This window comes from Rhizobium leguminosarum bv. trifolii WSM2297, assembly GCF_000271845.1.
In genome coordinates this window covers 2676635-2692692 of sequence record NZ_JH719395.1, presented here as the reverse complement: position 1 = coordinate 2692692, position 16058 = coordinate 2676635, and the positions used below count along the sequence as shown (strand labels likewise).

The 16058-nt window shown below is 61.3% G+C and carries 14 protein-coding genes; 5 read left to right on the top strand and 9 right to left on the bottom strand.

What is annotated here, in order from left to right; translation table 11 throughout:
• Positions 1–106: 106 nt before the first annotated feature.
• The 4 genes from RLEG4DRAFT_RS28360 to RLEG4DRAFT_RS28345 all read right to left on the bottom strand — a co-directional run bounded on the left by RLEG4DRAFT_RS28360 (position 107) and on the right by RLEG4DRAFT_RS28345 (position 5036).
• Entirely contained in the window at positions 107–1486 is a 1380-nt protein-coding gene (locus tag RLEG4DRAFT_RS28360) for a polysaccharide biosynthesis/export family protein (protein WP_003581940.1), read from the bottom strand.
• A 4-nt stretch (positions 1487–1490) separates the two neighbouring features.
• Positions 1491–2453: a glycosyltransferase family 2 protein gene (locus RLEG4DRAFT_RS28355; protein WP_003581938.1), complete on the bottom strand. Its 963-nt coding sequence runs from the start codon at positions 2451–2453 to the stop codon at positions 1491–1493.
• A complete protein-coding gene (locus tag RLEG4DRAFT_RS28350) occupies positions 2450–4216 on the bottom strand; it encodes a GumC family protein (protein WP_003581935.1) in 1767 nt (588 codons plus the stop codon). Before RLEG4DRAFT_RS28350 ends, RLEG4DRAFT_RS28355 begins: the two co-directional genes overlap by 4 nt.
• 118 nt (positions 4217–4334) lie before the next feature.
• Positions 4335–5036, bottom strand: a complete 702-nt coding sequence (locus RLEG4DRAFT_RS28345) for a sugar transferase (RefSeq protein ID WP_003581933.1) — start codon at positions 5034–5036, stop codon at positions 4335–4337.
• A gap of 456 nt (positions 5037–5492) precedes the next feature.
• Here RLEG4DRAFT_RS28345 and RLEG4DRAFT_RS28340 point away from each other — a divergent pair, with 456 nt between their 5' ends.
• The 5 genes from RLEG4DRAFT_RS28340 (at position 5493) to RLEG4DRAFT_RS28320 (ending at position 11257) form a co-directional block, all read left to right on the top strand.
• A complete protein-coding gene (locus tag RLEG4DRAFT_RS28340) occupies positions 5493–6230 on the top strand; it encodes a Crp/Fnr family transcriptional regulator (RefSeq protein WP_003581931.1) in 738 nt (245 codons plus the stop codon).
• Positions 6230–7576, top strand: a complete 1347-nt coding sequence (locus tag RLEG4DRAFT_RS28335) for a glycosyltransferase family 4 protein (RefSeq protein WP_003581930.1) — start codon at positions 6230–6232, stop codon at positions 7574–7576. The genes RLEG4DRAFT_RS28340 and RLEG4DRAFT_RS28335 overlap by 1 nt, the downstream gene beginning before the upstream one ends.
• Complete coding sequence (locus tag RLEG4DRAFT_RS28330) at positions 7573–8817, top strand: glycosyltransferase family 4 protein (RefSeq protein ID WP_003581929.1); 1245 nt, start codon at positions 7573–7575, stop codon at positions 8815–8817. The genes RLEG4DRAFT_RS28335 and RLEG4DRAFT_RS28330 overlap by 4 nt, the downstream gene beginning before the upstream one ends.
• 80 nt (positions 8818–8897) lie before the next feature.
• Entirely contained in the window at positions 8898–10379 is a 1482-nt protein-coding gene (locus RLEG4DRAFT_RS28325; protein ID WP_003581928.1) for a lipopolysaccharide biosynthesis protein, read from the top strand.
• Positions 10380–10429: 50 nt separating this feature from the next.
• Positions 10430–11257, top strand: a complete 828-nt coding sequence (locus tag RLEG4DRAFT_RS28320) for a glycoside hydrolase family 16 protein (RefSeq protein ID WP_003581927.1) — start codon at positions 10430–10432, stop codon at positions 11255–11257.
• 34 nt (positions 11258–11291) lie between these two features.
• Here RLEG4DRAFT_RS28320 and RLEG4DRAFT_RS28315 read toward each other — a convergent pair whose 3' ends face one another.
• The 5 genes from RLEG4DRAFT_RS28315 to RLEG4DRAFT_RS28295 are packed head-to-tail and all read right to left on the bottom strand — an operon-like array spanning position 11292 to position 16040.
• Positions 11292–12365 carry an ABC transporter ATP-binding protein gene (locus RLEG4DRAFT_RS28315; RefSeq protein ID WP_003581926.1) on the bottom strand — a complete coding sequence of 358 codons (1074 nt, stop codon included), beginning with the start codon at positions 12363–12365 and terminating at the stop codon, positions 11292–11294.
• Positions 12362–13291, bottom strand: coding sequence for a PfkB family carbohydrate kinase (locus RLEG4DRAFT_RS28310; protein ID WP_003581925.1), 930 nt, complete (start codon positions 13289–13291; stop codon positions 12362–12364). The genes RLEG4DRAFT_RS28315 and RLEG4DRAFT_RS28310 overlap by 4 nt, the downstream gene beginning before the upstream one ends.
• Positions 13292–14314, bottom strand: a complete 1023-nt coding sequence (locus tag RLEG4DRAFT_RS28305; protein WP_003581924.1) for an SIS domain-containing protein — start codon at positions 14312–14314, stop codon at positions 13292–13294.
• On the bottom strand, positions 14311–15156 hold the full coding sequence (locus tag RLEG4DRAFT_RS28300; protein ID WP_003581922.1) for a carbohydrate ABC transporter permease: 846 nt from the start codon (positions 15154–15156) through the stop codon (positions 14311–14313). Before RLEG4DRAFT_RS28300 ends, RLEG4DRAFT_RS28305 begins: the two co-directional genes overlap by 4 nt.
• Complete coding sequence (locus RLEG4DRAFT_RS28295; RefSeq protein ID WP_003581920.1) at positions 15156–16040, bottom strand: carbohydrate ABC transporter permease; 885 nt, start codon at positions 16038–16040, stop codon at positions 15156–15158. The genes RLEG4DRAFT_RS28300 and RLEG4DRAFT_RS28295 overlap by 1 nt, the downstream gene beginning before the upstream one ends.
• Positions 16041–16058: the final 18 nt, after the last annotated feature.

Sequence of the window (16058 nt, the reverse complement as noted above, 5' to 3'; positions counted from 1 at the left end):
TTCAGATCCCGAGCAGGAGGGCGAGCGGCCGAGGCATCGCTTTTGTCGAAAAGCGGCCTCCACCTTTCGGCGGGATGTGCAGGGCGTCGATGATCACAACCGTCTCCTAATTCGATCCGGTCTGGGAAATCCGACCGGCAGCGGAGCGATTGTCTGCGGCCACATCGGAGGACGGGACCGTCGAGCTCTGTTTTTGCGGTGCGGCCTGCGGCGACGAAGATGGTGCCTGAAGGTTCGTGTCCAAACCGACCTCGACGAGATCGTGCGGCAGCAATGCGGTTTGCTCGTCCGCCGCGATGCTGCGGGAGGTTCCGTCGTCGTTGCGGCGCACGATCCTGTAGTTCTTCTGCGCGCGGCCGAGACCCGGCGCGTCCGTACTGATCTGGGCGAGTTGAGCGTCGTAGCCGGCCTGCTCGCCGAGGAGCTGGGCCACCTGGATATCGATCGCCGCCCTGCCGATCGCGAGATTGACCTGGTTGAGCAGGTCCTGGTTCTCGCTGTTCTGCCTGTTGACGATGTTGATCTTGGAACGGTCGGCTTCGCTGAGGCCCTGGCGAGCCGTGGTCAGGGCGACCTCGAGATCGATCAATGTGCCTTGCGCATCCGCAACCCAGCGGTCGACCGAGACCTGGCGGGAGTTGCTGACCAGGCCTTTGCTGACCAGGCTGTTGACATTGTCCAGTTCCTTCTGGGCAAGGTCGATCTGCCGTTTTTGCGAACTGATCTTGGCCGTGAGCGACTCGGCCTGCTGGCCGTAAAGACGGGTCAGGTCGTTCGCCGCTTCGATCTGGCTGTCGATATCGACGCGCCGCAGCCGCATCAGGTTTAATTCCTGGGCCTTCAGCTTGTCGACGTCGGGTGTTCCCAAGAGTTCGACGGGGATTTCGAAACTCTGCTCGCCGGCGATTTCGGCACGCAGCCGCGCCTGCCGCATCAACAGATCGCGCCGGTTGAGAACGGCCGTCCGATAGGCGCCGGCAGCTTGGATCCGGTCGCGCTCGAAATAGGTGTTGTCTTCACGTTCCCGCAGGAAGCCGCCGGCGATGCTGACGGCCTTCATCACCGTCATGTTGGGTTCAAAAGGATAGCGGCCGGGGGTCTGCACGGTTCCGGTCACGAAAATCGGTGCATGCTCGGCAATCTCCAGGGCGATATAGGGCTTGCCCGGAAGTGCGGATTTTTCGGCCAGCGCGCTGGCAATGGCATCGGCTAGCTGCTCGGTCGTCTTTCCATTCGCCTGCAGGTGGCCAGCGATCGGGATCGACAGATTGCCGGTATCATCAATGGTATAGATGCCGTCGAGAGCCTCCCAGCTGGCATAGCGGGAATCCGACGAGCGCCATTCGACGACGCGTAGTCTGACCTTGTCTTCCGGCACGAGAGTGAATGTTTGCGCATGGGCGACGCTCCAGCCGGTCAGGCAGCAGAATGCCAGCAAGGCGAGTACCGCGGAGATGAGGCGATCGAACAAGGATGTAGTCTTCATTGGTCTATCTCCGTTTCGTTGCGATCGACGGTGAAGGCATCTCACGCGGCGACGGAGTGCCGAATTCGAGAATGCGGGACGGATCGGCACGACCGACAAGAAGATCGGATAGCGCCAGCAAATTGCCGTTCAAACGTCCCCACCGATCGATCAGGCTGTCTTTCAACAGCGCGCCCGACATATTTGCCAGGATGTTGCGGCCGATCTGCGCGATTGCACGGCCTTTCGACATCGTGCCCTTGCGGATCAGGTAGGCAGGATTGGCGACCTGTGAATAGCCGAGCCTTCGGCCGGGCTGGCGGCCGGATCTGACGCCGAGGTGCACGCCGCGGGCGCCTTCGACGTAGACCGACCGGCCGTGGCGGGCGATGGACCTACTGAAATCGACATCCTCGAGCCAGCCGTAAAGCGGCAGCTGCTCGTCGAAGGTCAGGGCATGCTCGACAACGGGCGCAAGGCGAACCGCCATATTGCATCCATAGGCATTGTAGACATCCGCCACATGCTCGGCGCCTTCGCCTGCCGTATGGAGAACCTCCAGGGCCTTGGTCATGCTGAGGCCTCCGTCGAGGACACCGTCGGCCAGCACCTCGCCGGTGGCGATCGCCACGTCCGGCTTTGCTGCAAAGACGGCCGCCATGCGCGACAGGAAAGTCGCGGCGGGAATGAAGTCGTCATCGAGGAAGATCAGAACGTCCGTATCAACTGATGCGGCCTGGATGATCCTGTTGCGCTGGGCGGTCAGGCCGCGGCTGCCGACGATGACTTCCACATCGCAGCGGTCGGCGAGCCCGGCAGCGTCCTCGATGACGGGTACGCAGACGATGAGCCGTTCGGCTTGATCCGGCAGGCCGGTGAGATAATCGATCGTCTCCCGCAGTATCGAAGGGCGCCCCGCCGAGGCGATCCCCAAGGCAATTCGCAGTGGACGGTCCTGTCTTGTTGCTCCGGCCGAAGGTGAGATCATGACTCTATTCTCTTCGGTGCATGGTTGATGATGACGCCGAGGATCTCGGCGCCGACATTGCGCATGGTGTCGATGACGCGCACGGCATCGTCGATCGAGGTGCGCCCATGCGAGGTGACCACGAGGACGCCATCCAGCTCCGGACCGATCGCATTGGCATCGGGGGAAGTCGAGAATGCGGAAATATCGACGAATATGGCGTCGAATTCCTTTTTCAGGTCGGCAAAGCTCAGCTGCGTACGGCGTGAGCTTAGACGAACGGCCGGCGTCACTGCTTCCACCTTCCCGAGCGGAAGGAATTTCAGGGTTGGGGTGAGGGGTAACGCCGCCGTCTTGATCAGTTCGCCGTTGTCGAGCACATCGACGAGACCTTTGGAACTATCGGGCGCGATCGATTTGCTGAGTGAGGATTTCTGCGCAGCCGCATCGATCAGCAGCGTTTGCGCCCCCGAAGTCGACGACAGCACCGCCAGGTCGCTTGCAATGGTCGATGCCCCGCTACCGGGATCGACCGCGACGATTCCAATGACGACGCGGCGTTTGCGTCGAAGACCGACGACGGTTGCGCTCAATTCCGCCATGCCGGGTATAACAGGATAGGCGGCCATATCGCTGTCGCCCGTGCCGGCGGCGATGAAGCGGGCAGGATGCCCACTCCGGTTTTGCTTGGATCTTGCCAGCAAGGTGACGATGGACACTCCGCCGGCATCCGCGATCTGCTGAGGACGGACGATCCGGCGGTCGCTGGCGTGCCTTATCATGGCGAGCGCCAAGCCGACGCCGAGGCCGACCGCCCCGGCAAAGGCGATGATGAGCGTGCTGCGCGGCCTCGCCTTCGAAAGAGGCAGCGTGGCCCGCGAGACGATCGTGGCGTCGGACACGGGATAGGTTATGCGCTGCTTGGCTTCGGTAAGCTGGGTCAGCGTGCTTTCATAAAGGGTGCGGCGGGCATCCGTCGCGCTCTGCAGCTCCGCAAGCTTGAACTGGTCGCGCGGATTGCTGTTGAATGTGTTCAAGGCGCTGGAGGCATCGGCCAGCCCGCGCTGCTGCTCGCTCAGGAATTTTTCCAGCCAGTCGCTGTATTGGCGGGAAGCATCGGCCTTCATTGCGATATTCTTCTGGATATATTGCGTGGCGAGCGTATCGGCGATGGCGACGGCCTTTTGAGGGGTCGACGCTGCAGCTGATATCTCGATGATCGTCGAACTGCCGATCCGGCGTATGTCCATCAGGCTCTGCAGCGTGGCGATTGCAAGGTCGTGGAGCCGCTCCTCCTCCGTCCGTGGTCTGGGCGGCGTTTCCGCCGTTTCCATGCCTGCGGCTTCCTGCCTCATATCCACTTGAGCAGAAGTTCCCAGAAGCCAGTCCTTTGTCTTGTCGAGCAGCGAAGGTTTCCAATCGACAAAGTCGGGATCGCTATCAAGATCGAGCGCTCTTACCGTGCCGCCGATGACATCGCTTGATCTGGCAATCTCCAGCTGCCCTTCTATGAATGCGTCTTCCGCGAAGGCTCTTTGAGCTTCGGAGCTGTTCACCTGGGGGAAGATCACAAGTTGCGTGCTGGCAACGTAAGTCGGCGCGGCGGTGAGAAGATAGCTGCCGGCCATTGCAAGAAAGGCAAAGGTCGTGGCCACGATCCATGGCCAGCGCATTCTGAGAAAAAAGAGCATGTCCCGCAGGGTCAGCGGTGAGTTCCCGCCAGTGGCTGCGGCGGCAGGCAGGGATAGGGGGGAAACACCGCTGAAGATCGTGCTTGAGGTCATGTCGTCCTGATCCAAAATGGCGAGATTACAGAGTTAGGAGGGACTGGCAGTTTGGAGGGGACGGTGGAGCGGCGTATCTTCCGACTCCGGCCATGATCGGCAGCTCTCCCTTTAATGCTCAGTACGAGCCACGCTGTGAAAACAGAGCGGGAATGGTCTTGGCGATGATGATGAAGTCCCGGCCGAGCGACCAGTTATTGAGGTAGTGAACGTCGAGGGAAACCCGGTGCTCGTAGCTGACATCGTTGCGCCCGCTGGTCTGCCAATGACCGGTCAGTCCAGGACGGACTGCCATGTAGGCCCATATATGCTCGCCATAGCGCGGCAACTCCTCGGCGGTGATCGGCCGGGGGCCGACCAGGCTCATCTCGCCACGTACGACATTGAACAATTGGGGAAGCTCGTCGATGCTCGATCGCCTCAGGATCTCGCCGGCGGCCGTGATCCTCGGATCATCCTTCAGCTTGCGGGTCGCTTCCCATTCGCTTCGCGCAGCGGGACTGTTTTGCAGCAATTCGGCAAGCTGAGCGCTCGCATCAGTCTTCATCGTGCGAAACTTGAGGCATCCGAACGGCGCTCCGCCGAAGCCAATGCGCGTATGGGAATAGAAGACCGGGCCGCGGTCGGAGAGCTTCACGATCATCGCGACGAGCAGCAGAAGCGGGGAAAGCAGGATCAGGGCGGCAATCGCCATCAGAAGATCGAGCGCCCGCTTGGCCGATCTGCCTGCTGCACGAGGTCGGGTCGCATGGAGGCCGCCGTCTTCAGCAGACCGTCCGACACGCGACCATGACTCGAAACTATGTGCTTCCCATGCCATCGGGGTCTCCAAAGCTTTCCGATTAAGAACCGTTTAAACTTTGCTGCGCCGCACCCTGGTTGTCTGTTACCAAGGTCATAATCCTTAATTATTTCTTTATGCTACTAAACGGCAGAAGATAATTTCGACTGTAACTTGTTCGATTTATTTTCATTCTAAATCTGGATCTAACCTACCCACAGGTACTTAACTCACGGAGATTCATTTATATTTTTCATATCATCATTTCGAATAGTTTATAAGACGTTGTAGCAATGGCGACTCTGTAATCACGCGATAGGTCTACGATTACATCGAATTTTATTTCGATATGCGATGGAATTTTTTCTTTTAAACTAAATATATACCTTATTATTACGCTAATTCTCGGTGATGTTATTTGACTTGCCCATTAAGGTAATATAAATGATGCAGTGCAGCATTTTCTATGATCATTCGAGTACTGGAGTTATGCGCATGGATGGAGCGACACACGCATCAGATCGTAAGGCCGGCATCGGCAGAGCGGCGATACCGGCTGGCGGCGGCATTCATCTCGGCAGCCGCATAGTGCTCGACGATGAATTCCTTTCGTGCCGGTCGAGCGTCCGGCGTTTCCGGCGCGGCGAGGTCATTGCCGGGGCTGGCGTCCTGATCGATATGTTCGCCCGCGTGCATTCTGGGTTGGTCAGCGCCAGCACGATGCTGCCCGACGGCAGGGAATTCATTGTCGAGATCATTCCGAAATCAGGCCTGATCGGCGAGCTCGAGGTTCTGCGCAGGCAGACGCTGAGCCTCGAATACCGAGCCGCTTCCAATTGCGAGCTGCATTTCTTCGAGGGTCGCCTGCTGCGCGACATGTATGCCAGCGACCCCTGCTTTCGGGAAAAGGTTTTCTCCAGAGCGCTGGCGCGTATTTCGGAGCTTGAACTCCGGATCATTGCGAATGCGGCGTCGAGCCTGCAATCGAGGCTGGCTAGCACGCTGCTGCGGCTTTCGGGTGTTTATGGAACAGACGCGACAAACAGCGGGGACGAACTGATCATCTCGCAAAATGACCTGGCTGCGACGCTGCCGGCGTCGCGCGAAAAGGTCAATCAATGCCTTCGGCGCCTGCGGGAAGGCAAGATTATCGACGGGGGGCAGGGCAGGATCCGCATTCTCAACCGCAAGGCGCTGGAGGCCTATGCCAACGGCGCGGTTTCGGTGAAGTAATGCGCCCGTCGCTTTCCGAGGGCATCCGATCCATCGCAAGCATCAGCCGCCTTCCCGGCCCCCGCACAACGAAGATCGATCGCGTGGTCGTCATCGACGATTATTCGGTGGCCAGAGGCGGCGCGACAGGTTTGGCGGTATTGTCTGCCAAGCTTTTCCGCGGGCTCGACATCCCTGTGACTTATATTAGCGGGGATGACGCCGCCAATACGGAGCTTGCCGCACTCGGCGTCTCGATGGTCGGGCTGAACAGCCGCGACCTGCTCAGTGCCGAGCGTGCGAAGGCATTCGTCACCGGCATTCACAACGGCGCCGCCGTGCGCATGGTGGCGAACTGGATTACCGAAATGGATACCGCCAGCACCGTCTACCATGTGCATGGCTGGCACCAGATCCTGTCTCCCGCGATTTTCAAGGCGCTGGCGCCGGTCGCCGGACGATGCGTGGTTCACGCCCATGATTTCTTCACGGCCTGCCCCAACGGCGCCTTCTTCGACTATCAGGCGCAGGAGATCTGCCTGCGACGCCCGCTTGGCGGAGGCTGCATTGCGACAGCTTGCGACAAGAGAAGCTATTCGCACAAATTGTGGCGGGTCGCCCGCGGCTCGAATATCCTGCGGCTCTTGAAGGGGCAGACCGATTTCGGCCGGATCATCCTTCTGCACGAGAAGATGGCGAGTTTTCTCGTCGGCACCGGCTATCAGCCCGAACGGCTAACGACGATCCGCAATCCCGTCGCGCCACTCTCCATCGAACGCATCGAGGCGGAGGCCAACGACGAGTTCGTGTTCATCGGACGGCTGGACGAGGAGAAAGGCGTTGAGGACGCCATTGCCGCCACGCGCCGAGCCGGCGTCAGGCTCTGCGTGATCGGGGACGGGCCGCTGATGCCGCAGGTCAGAGCGTCGGGAGATCACGTCAGGGCCGTCGGCTGGCAGTCGCATGCGGAGATCGGCCCGACCATCCGCAAGGCGCGTGCACTGTTGATGCCTTCGCGCTATCCCGAGCCGTTCGGTCTCGTCGCTATCGAAGCGGCCAGGAGCGGTCTGCCGGTCATCATGTCGCGCAGCGCCTTTCTCGCCGAGGAAATGGAAAGAGCCGGCATGGCGCTTGCCTGCGATACGGCCGATGAAAGCGCGTTTGCCGATGTCTTGACGCGATTCAGCCAAATGCCGGCGCAAGAGGTCCGCGCCATGAGTGAGCGGGCCTTCCAGCTGTCGCCAGATCTCGCCTCGACACACGAGGAATGGCGCGATGCGCTTCTTGCCGAATACCACAGCCTGATTTCGACAAGTGCCGTTTCCGACCCGACAGACGGTGTGGCGATACAAGGAGTATTCAGTTGACCCTAAAAGCAACGACCTCTCTTCCCGACGCAAGGGCATTTCTTACCGATGCGCCGGTCATGGCGAAAAGACGCGTCACCGAGGCCGGAGGTTCAAACGAGACCCGGCAACTTCGCGTCGCCATCGTGCACTACTGGCTGGTTTCGATGCGCGGCGGCGAGAAGGTTGTGGAAGAGCTGTGCCGCATGTTTCCGCAGGCCGACATCTTCACCCTCGTCTGCAACCGGGATCGCATCAGCGATTTTCTGAAAACGCGCAACATCCGCACGTCCTTCCTGCAGAAGATCCCCGGCGCGCAGCGGCACTACACCAAGATGCTGCCGCTAATGCCCTTCGCGCTCGAGCAGTTCGATCTGCAGGATTATGACCTTGTTCTGTCAAGCGAATCCGGTCCTGCCAAAGGCATCATCACCCGCGCCGACGCTCTTCATGTCTGCTACTGCCATTCGCCGATGCGCTACATCTGGGATCAGTTCCATGTCTATCGCCATGGCCTTCCCTTTGTGGGGCGTGCCTTGATGTCGATTACCGCACCGATGCTGCGCGCCTGGGACGTGACGACGGCCTCGCGCGTCGATCTGTTCGTCGCCAACTCCGATTATGTCGCAAGCCGCATCCGCCGCTTCTACGACCGGGACTCCGTCGTCATCCATCCGCCGGTTGCGACTGACGATTTTGCCGTGGGCAAGGGCAAAGGCGAATTCTACCTTTATGCGGGACAACTGACCACCTACAAGCGGCCGGATATCGCCGTGCGCGCCTGCACCGAGGCCGGCCGGAAGCTGGTGGTGATCGGCGAGGGCGAACAATTACCCTATCTGAAGTCGATCGCCGGACCGACGGTTGAGTTTCTCGGCCATCAGCCCTTCAACGTGCTGCGCGACCACCTGTCGAGATGCCGCGCCCTGTTGTTTCCGGGCACGGAGGATTTCGGCATCCTGCCGGTGGAAGCCATGGCATCAGGGCGGCCGGTCCTGGCCTTCGATGCCGGCGGCGCCAGGGAAACCGTATCTGCGCCGCAGGTCGGCTTTCGCTTCGCCGAGCAGACGACGGAAGCCCTTCTGGAAACGATGGCGGCATTCGAAGATGTCGAGGACGATATCGATCCGCAGGCAATCCGCGCGCATTCGCTAAAATTCTCCTCCGCCGTATTCCGCGATCGTCTGTCCAGCCTCATCGAGCAACAGCTGTCCAGCCATGACGACCGATCCGCCGACGCCTTCAGACGACGGTCCGCTTGACGGGAAGGACCGCCGCTACCTGCCTTGCCGCCGTGACCGAAGCCGTATCAAACCCTCGACGAGGAATAGATAAATAGATCATGTCAAGCATATCTGAGAGGACGGCGACGGCGAGCATCTGGACCATCAGTGGAAAATTCCTGGCGCGGATGCTCGATTTCGTCAGCCTGCTTGTTCTGGCAAGGCTTTTGAGCCCTGCGGATTTCGGCCTGGTCGCCATCGCCACGTCGGTCCTTGTTATCGTCGAGGCGATCCTGGACCTGCCGTTGACGCAGGCGCTGATGCGTCAATCGTCGCCTTCGGACGAGATGTTCGCTACGGCTTTCACCCTCAGCCTGCTGAGAGGCCTGGCCATCAGCCTGCTGATGATGATCATCTCCTGGCCAATGGCGCTGATTTACGACGATTCCCGGCTTTTCGCCCTCGTCGCCGTTCTCTCGATCGCGCCTGCCATGCGCAGCATGATCAGTCCGCGCATGGTTCTTTTCATGCAGCGGTTCGATTTCAAACGCGAGTTCGTGCTCGATCTCATCACCAAGGGATCGACATTACTGTTCGGGGTGGGTGTAGCTGTGGCAACAGGCAGCTATTGGGGGCTGGCGATCGGAGCGATCGCCGGCCCGACTGCGGCGATGATCACCTCCTATGTCTTTGCGCCGATGCGACCGACGTTCAGCCTGTCCGAATGGAAGCATTTTCAGGATATGATCAGCTGGAATACCGTGTCGCAGGTGCTGAATTCGATCAATTGGCAGCTGGACCGGCTGCTGCTGCCGCGTTTTACCGGCTTGTCGACGTTCGGTGCCTTCAGCGTTGCAGACAATATCGCCGCTATTCCGTACCAAACCTTCGTCGGACCGTTGCTGCGTCCGCTGATGGCGGCATTCTCCACTGTCGAAGACCGCGGCAAGCTGGTCGCCGCCTATCTCAAAGCGACGAATGCGATCACCTTCGTCGCGGCACCCGTGCTCATCGCGCTTGCCTTTCTCGCCGAGCCGACCGTGCGCATCCTCGTCGGTGAGAAATGGGCATCGTCCGCGCCGATCCTGCAATGGCTGTGCCTTGTCAGCCTGCTCGGTCTTCCGACGAACATGATGCCGCCATTGGCCATGGTCATGAACAATACCCGTTATGTCGCTCTCCGGATGTTCGTCGAGTTCGCCGTCAGGGCCCCGGTCACCATTCTGGGCATTGCCTATTTTCAGGTGGCGGGCGCATTGGGCGCGCGTATTGTGGCGGTGCTTGTCGCCTATGCCGCATCGCTCGTCATCACGCGGCGGCTGATCGGCGCGACCTTTGCAGCGCAATTGAATTCCTTTTGCCGGTCGCTGGTCGCGAGCTTGCCGATGATTGCTTTCCTGCTCTGGGTGCAGCCGATGCTCGTTGCCATGCCTGCCGGTCTCGATCTGATCGTCCGGCTGGCGATTTGCGGTGGGACGGCAGCAGGTATCTTCTGGGCCTTCGCGCTGCTGCTGTGGCAGATTCTGGGAAGGCCCGATGGCATCGAGACTATCGTTGTTCAACGGCTCATGCCGCGACGAAACAGGGTTCTCACCTCATGATTGAGACAAGTGAGTCCAACGACTTGGTCTGGCGTTTTTGGAGAAGCGGAATGCGTTACGGGATATCTTCTAAGGCTTTGGGTTTGCTCGTCGTTCTCGGTCTGGGGGCGCTGCCCGGCCGGCCCAGTGTCGCCCAGGAACCGCTGAATATCAATGCATACCAGCTGACGTTCGAGGAGAGTTTCGACAGTCTCGACGTTTCGGCCTGGGGAGAGAAAAGCTCCCGCTGGATCGCCCATACGCCGTGGAACGGCGATTTCGGTGATGCCCGTTTCACCGATCCGGCCCCCGGCTTTCCGTTTACCACCGATCAGGGTATTTTGAAGATCGAAGCGCGCAAGGGGGCCGATGGCACATGGCGCTCGGGCCTGCTGTCGTCGGTGAACCCTAAGGGTGAAGGTTTCTCGCAGCAGTTCGGCTATTTCGAAGCAAGGATGAAGCTGCCGCCCGGCAAGGGGGTCTGGCCGGCCTTCTGGCTCATCGGGCTCGACCGGTCGAAGTACACTGCCGAAATCGATGTGTTGGAATATTATGGACGCGCGCCATACGAATTCAGCATGGGTTTTCATATCTGGCGCCAGAGCCAAGGCGGCCAGAATACTACCGGCGGCTATTGGAATAAGGTCCAGGACGGAATTTTGAACAGCGACTATCATACCTACGGCGTCGATATCCAAGCTGACAAGACGAGCTTCTACTTCGACCGTCAGTACCTCTGGAGCTTCGACACGCCGAAGGAGTTTCACATGCCATTTTATCCGCTCGTGAATCTGGCGCTCGGCTCGGGTTGGCCGATCGATGAAACGCCGAACCCTTCCATTTTGCTCGTCGACTACATTCACGTTTACAAGCGGAAACCCGTCGACGCCGCGAATTGAACGATCAGTGCGATCGACCAGATTGCTGTTATCTCTAGCGCAGGCAGCTGAGGCCTGTCTTCGGGTCGAAGAGATGCATTGCTTCCTCGTCGAAGAAGAGGGTCAGTTTTTCATTGTCGCGGATCGGCGTGCGCGGCGGCAGGCAGGCCATTAGCCGCTGGTCTCCGGCAAGAGCGGTGACGACGAGTTCCGGGCCGGTCAGTTCGGCGACCTCCGCGGTTGCTTCGATCGACGGGCCGGGGCCGTCGGAGCGAAGCGCCTCGGGACGGATGCCGAGGACAAGGTCACGGCCATTGCCGGCGGCGTCGTGGAAACGGGCGGGCAGGGGCAGGCTGGTTTCGGAGCCTGAAAGCGCCAGGCGGCCGTCACGTACCGTTGCCTGCAACAGGTTCATCGGCGGCGCGCCGACGAAGGTGGCGACATAGAGCGTTGCCGGATGATTGTAGATCTCCTCCGGCGTGCCCAGCTGCTCGATGCGGCCGTCGCACATGACGGCGATACGGCTTGCCAGGGTCATCGCCTCGATCTGATCATGGGTGACATAGACAACCGTGGTCTTCAGCATCTGATGCAGCCGCTTGATCTCGGTGCGCATCTCCATGCGCAGCTTGGCGTCGAGATTGGAGAGCGGCTCGTCGAAGAGGAAGACCTCTGGCTTGCGCACCAGCGCACGGCCGATCGCTACACGCTGGCGCTGGCCGCCGGAAAGCTGGCTCGGCTTGCGGTCGAGCAGGCTTTCGATCTGCAGCAGTTTCGCGGCGTCGCGCACAGCCTTGTCACGCTCGGCCGCCGGAACTTTACGCATTTCCAGGCCGAAACCAATGTTCCGGTGCACCGTCAGATTGGGGTAGAGCGCATAGGATTGAAAGACCATGGCGATGTCACGGTCTTTCGGATGCACGCCGAGTACCGAGCGCCTGCCGATCCTGACATCGCCGCTCGTTGCCTCGGCAAGGCCGGCGATGATGTTCAAGAGCGTGGACTTGCCACAGCCCGACGAGCCGAGCAGCACGAGGAATTCGCCGCTTTCCAGCGATATGTCGATACCTTTCAGCGTCTCGACGTCGCCATAGGTCTTGCGGATGTTCTGGATGTCGAGCGCGCTCATGACAGGGGCTCCTCAAAAGATGACGGATCACCATAGTTGCGGGGCAGGGTGGAGATGGCGCGCGAGGCGACCTCGGTTCCCGCCTTCAGGCAGGAAACCAGCGGTTCATCCTTTGCGAGCGCGGCGAGGAAAGCGGCGTTGAAGACGTCGCCGGCCCCGATCGTATCGACGACCTCGACGAGCGGTGCCTCCACCGAAACCAACAGGCCGTCCGGACCGATCGCGATGGCGCCGTCCGGGCCGCGTTTGACGACGACGATCGCGCCCTCCGGCATGTGCGACCTGATCTCGCGAGCAGCCTCGATCGGATCGGCAAGGCCGGCAAGCGTCGTCGTCTCGACCTCGTTCAGCAGCGCGATGCCGCTGCGGGACAGCCAGGCGCGCGTCTTCGCACAATTCTCTTCCGTCCAGCCGTTGAGCGGCCAGCCGGTGTCGAGCGCGACGGTGATATCGTGGCTGCCGGCCCAATCGAAGAAGGCGCTATATTCGCTTGTGAGATCGTCGGTGAGGAAGGCGCCGCAGAGCAAGGCGCAACCGCCGCGCAGCCTTTCGCCGTCGATGACGGCGAAGACGTCCTTCAAACCGAAGCGCGGGAGGTGGCCCGTCGTCGTGAAGAAGGTGCGTTCGCCGTCCGGATGGGTAATGCCGACGGAGAGTGTCGTTTTCTCGGGACGGACCGGCCATTTCTGTGAACGGTGGCCGAAGGCTTCGGCGAGCCAGCGGCCGAACTGATCGCTACCGATATTAGCGGCGATCTCGAATTCGATGCCGAGCGCCTGCCAGGTGAGCGCGCTGTTGCCGGCGGAGCCGCCGACCCTGAGCTCGTCATGATCGACGATGATTTCCGTGCCAGCCTTAGGCCAGGGGGCGGCCGGTCCAAGGATGAGGTCGACATTGACGTTGCCGATGACTGCAAGCGGCCGCATTCATTCACTCCGGGTAATCTTGGTGGATCGGACCGGCGTTCCGGCGTTTTCCACGCGGGTCTCGGCAAAGGCGATCATCAGCCGCTGAGCGACCGGCAGCATGGCGAAGATCGCGGCAAGGCCCGTTGCAGGGGCAAAGCCGATCGTCACCGCGCCGGCGACCGGCGCTTGCCCGGATGCGTCGAACAGGATGACGCGGGCGCCGGTCTCGATGGCGGAAACTGCCATCGCCGTCACCAGGCCGGCGGTCTCGTCGAGCCCGCGGAATAGCACGACGCCGATATCCGGCCCCAGCATCTCCATCGGCCCATGACGCAGCTGGCCGCCTTCCAGCGAAAAGCAGGGGCGACGCGAGAGTTCGGTCAATCCGAGCGCAAGCGCCTCGGCAACGCCCTGCAGCCGGCGTCCCGAGGTGACAATGGTCGCGACGTTTTCGAGTGCTGCGAGGGCGGCGGTGATGTCATGGTCTTCGGGCGCCTTGAGCACGGCAAGGGCTGCATCGGGATTTTCGCCGAGTGCGGCGAGGATTGCCAGATGCAGGGCAAAGGTAACCGTCAGGCTGCGGGTGGCGGCGAAGGCAAGCTCGGTGCCGCCGCTGCCGACCAGCGACGGGGCGGTTCTTGCCAGGAAAGAGCTGGCTTCGAGGGTCAGGCCGAAGGTCTCCTCGGTGCCGCCGGTCTCTTCGAACCAGCGCAGGACTTCAGCGCTTTCGCCGGATTGCGAGGTGACGAAGATCGTCCGGTCGGCGGTCGGCAGTGGCTGACCGAGCTGCTCGGACAGCGGCAGGGCGACCGCATCGATGCCGAGGGTTCGGTAGAGCGGCTCGACAGCGCGGTTGACGGCATGCGAGCCGCCCATGCCGAGCAAGAGCAGCCGGCCGGTTTTCTCAAGCGAGGAGGCGGCCTTGGCCGCCATGGGCTGGGCAGCTTCATAGGAGGTGAGCGAATCGGCATGCTGGCGCGCCATTTCGCGATCGATCGCGGCAATTCCGGCCGGCCGGCTTTTTTCTTCTGTCATGTTCATCCCTTGACGCCGCCGCTGGTCAGCCCCGAGATCAGGGCGCGTTGCATGACGAGACCGATCAGCACCGGGGGCAGGGCGGCGAGCACGCCTGCCGTGGCGATCAGTCCGTAATCGGAAACGCGGCCGCCGGCGAGATCGGCAATGGCGACGGTCAACGTCTTGGCGCGCTGGTCCGAGGTGAAGAGCAGCGCATAGAAGAATTCATCCCAGGCAAGCAGGAAGGCAAACAGGCTCGACGTTGCGACCACGGGAGCTGCGAGCGGCAATGTGATGATCCTCAGCGTCTGGAACAGGCCGGCGCCGTCGATCATCGCGGCGGATTCGATCTCGCGCGGGATGGAATCGAAGCCCGACTTCATCAGCCAGGTGGTGAAGGGGGCTAGGATCGTCAAATAGACCAGGGCAAGGCCGAAGACGTTGTTCAGCATGCCGAGATGGGAGAGGCCCATATAGAGCGGCACGGCCAGCGCCACCGGCGGCAGCATGTATGTGGCGATCACCATCGACAGTGACCAGCCCACCGAGGGCGTGCGCGACACCGCCCAGCCGGCCGGAATGGCAAGCGCGATGGCGGCGATCGTCGCCATGCCCGCCACCTCGATGCTGTTGCGCAGCGACGAAGTAAAGGCGGCGCCGGCGCTGTTTTCGAGCGTCGACAGCAGGATCTGGTATCGCGAGAAATCCGCCGTCTGCGGCCACCAGCGCAACGGCTTTGCCGCAAGGTCGGCGGCCGGTGAGATGCTCATGATGAACAGCCAGACGATCGGCGCCAGGATGATGGCGGCAAGCAGCAGCGCGCAAAGATGGATGAAAACGGAAAAGAGCCGGCTCTGGCGTTCCATCAGGCCGCACTCCCCGCGGTCTTGCGCACCAGCGCGGCGTAGCCGGCGGCAAGCAGCGTCACCAGCAGCGTAACGATCAAGGCCAGTGACGCGCCCGAGCCCGCCCGCTGGAAGGAGAAGGCTTCCTGATAGACGAGGATCGACAGCGTGCGTGTGCTGTTGGCCGGGCCGCCGCGGGTCATCACCCAGATGATATCGAACACCTTGAAGGCTTCTATCGTGCGCAGCACCAGCGCCACCATCAGCGGGCCGGCGAGATAGGGCAGGATGACGAAGCGGAAGCGGGCGAAAGCGCCGGCGCCGTCGACGAGCGAGGCGGCGGTGATGTCGCGCGGCACGGCCTGGAGGGCGGCGAGCGCAATCAGCGCCACCAAGGGAAAATTCTTCCAGCAGTCGGCGACGATGAGGGCTGCCAGCGCCGTGCCCGGTTCGCCGAGCCAGGAGCGGTAGGCATCGAGCAGACCGAGCTGCGTCAGCGCGGCGTTCAGCGCGCCGTATTCCGGATTGTAGATCAGCCGCCAGAGCGTGGCGTTGACGACCGTCGGCAGTGCCCAGGGCAGGATCATCAGGGCGCGAAGTGTGGTGCGGCCACGGAATTGCTGGTTCAGCAGCAGGGCGGCAAGCACGCCGATCACCATTTCGGCGGCAACCGAGACGATCGCGAACCACGCGGTGGTGATCAGCGTGCGTTGGAAATTCGAGCCGGAGAGCATCTTGGCGTAATTGTCGATGCCGACGAAGCTGCCTTCCGTGCCGACGAGCTTGGCATCGGTGAAGGAAAGGCCGACGGTATCGATCAGAGGCCAGCCGATCACCGAGATCATGACCACGAGAAGCGGCAGCATCAAAAGCCACGCGCGGGTTGTCAGCCAAGTGCCCGACATCAAGGCGACCTTTCATTC

Excerpts from the sequence above, each read along its gene's own strand:
- RLEG4DRAFT_RS28360 (WP_003581940.1), bottom strand. The coding sequence starts at position 1,486 with ATGAAGACTACATCCTTGTTCGATCGCCTCATCTCCGCGGTACTCGCC.
- RLEG4DRAFT_RS28355 (WP_003581938.1), bottom strand. The coding sequence starts at position 2,453 with ATGATCTCACCTTCGGCCGGAGCAACAAGACAGGACCGTCCACTGCGA.
- RLEG4DRAFT_RS28350 (WP_003581935.1), bottom strand. The coding sequence starts at position 4,216 with ATGACCTCAAGCACGATCTTCAGCGGTGTTTCCCCCCTATCCCTGCCT.
- RLEG4DRAFT_RS28345 (WP_003581933.1), bottom strand. The coding sequence starts at position 5,036 with ATGGCATGGGAAGCACATAGTTTCGAGTCATGGTCGCGTGTCGGACGG.
- RLEG4DRAFT_RS28340 (WP_003581931.1), top strand. The coding sequence starts at position 5,493 with ATGGATGGAGCGACACACGCATCAGATCGTAAGGCCGGCATCGGCAGA.
- RLEG4DRAFT_RS28335 (WP_003581930.1), top strand. The coding sequence starts at position 6,230 with ATGCGCCCGTCGCTTTCCGAGGGCATCCGATCCATCGCAAGCATCAGC.
- RLEG4DRAFT_RS28325 (WP_003581928.1), top strand. The coding sequence starts at position 8,898 with ATGTCAAGCATATCTGAGAGGACGGCGACGGCGAGCATCTGGACCATC.
- RLEG4DRAFT_RS28320 (WP_003581927.1), top strand. The coding sequence starts at position 10,430 with ATGCGTTACGGGATATCTTCTAAGGCTTTGGGTTTGCTCGTCGTTCTC.
- RLEG4DRAFT_RS28315 (WP_003581926.1), bottom strand. The coding sequence starts at position 12,365 with ATGAGCGCGCTCGACATCCAGAACATCCGCAAGACCTATGGCGACGTC.
- RLEG4DRAFT_RS28310 (WP_003581925.1), bottom strand. The coding sequence starts at position 13,291 with ATGCGGCCGCTTGCAGTCATCGGCAACGTCAATGTCGACCTCATCCTT.
- RLEG4DRAFT_RS28305 (WP_003581924.1), bottom strand. The coding sequence starts at position 14,314 with ATGAACATGACAGAAGAAAAAAGCCGGCCGGCCGGAATTGCCGCGATC.
- RLEG4DRAFT_RS28300 (WP_003581922.1), bottom strand. The coding sequence starts at position 15,156 with ATGGAACGCCAGAGCCGGCTCTTTTCCGTTTTCATCCATCTTTGCGCG.
- RLEG4DRAFT_RS28295 (WP_003581920.1), bottom strand. The coding sequence starts at position 16,040 with ATGTCGGGCACTTGGCTGACAACCCGCGCGTGGCTTTTGATGCTGCCG.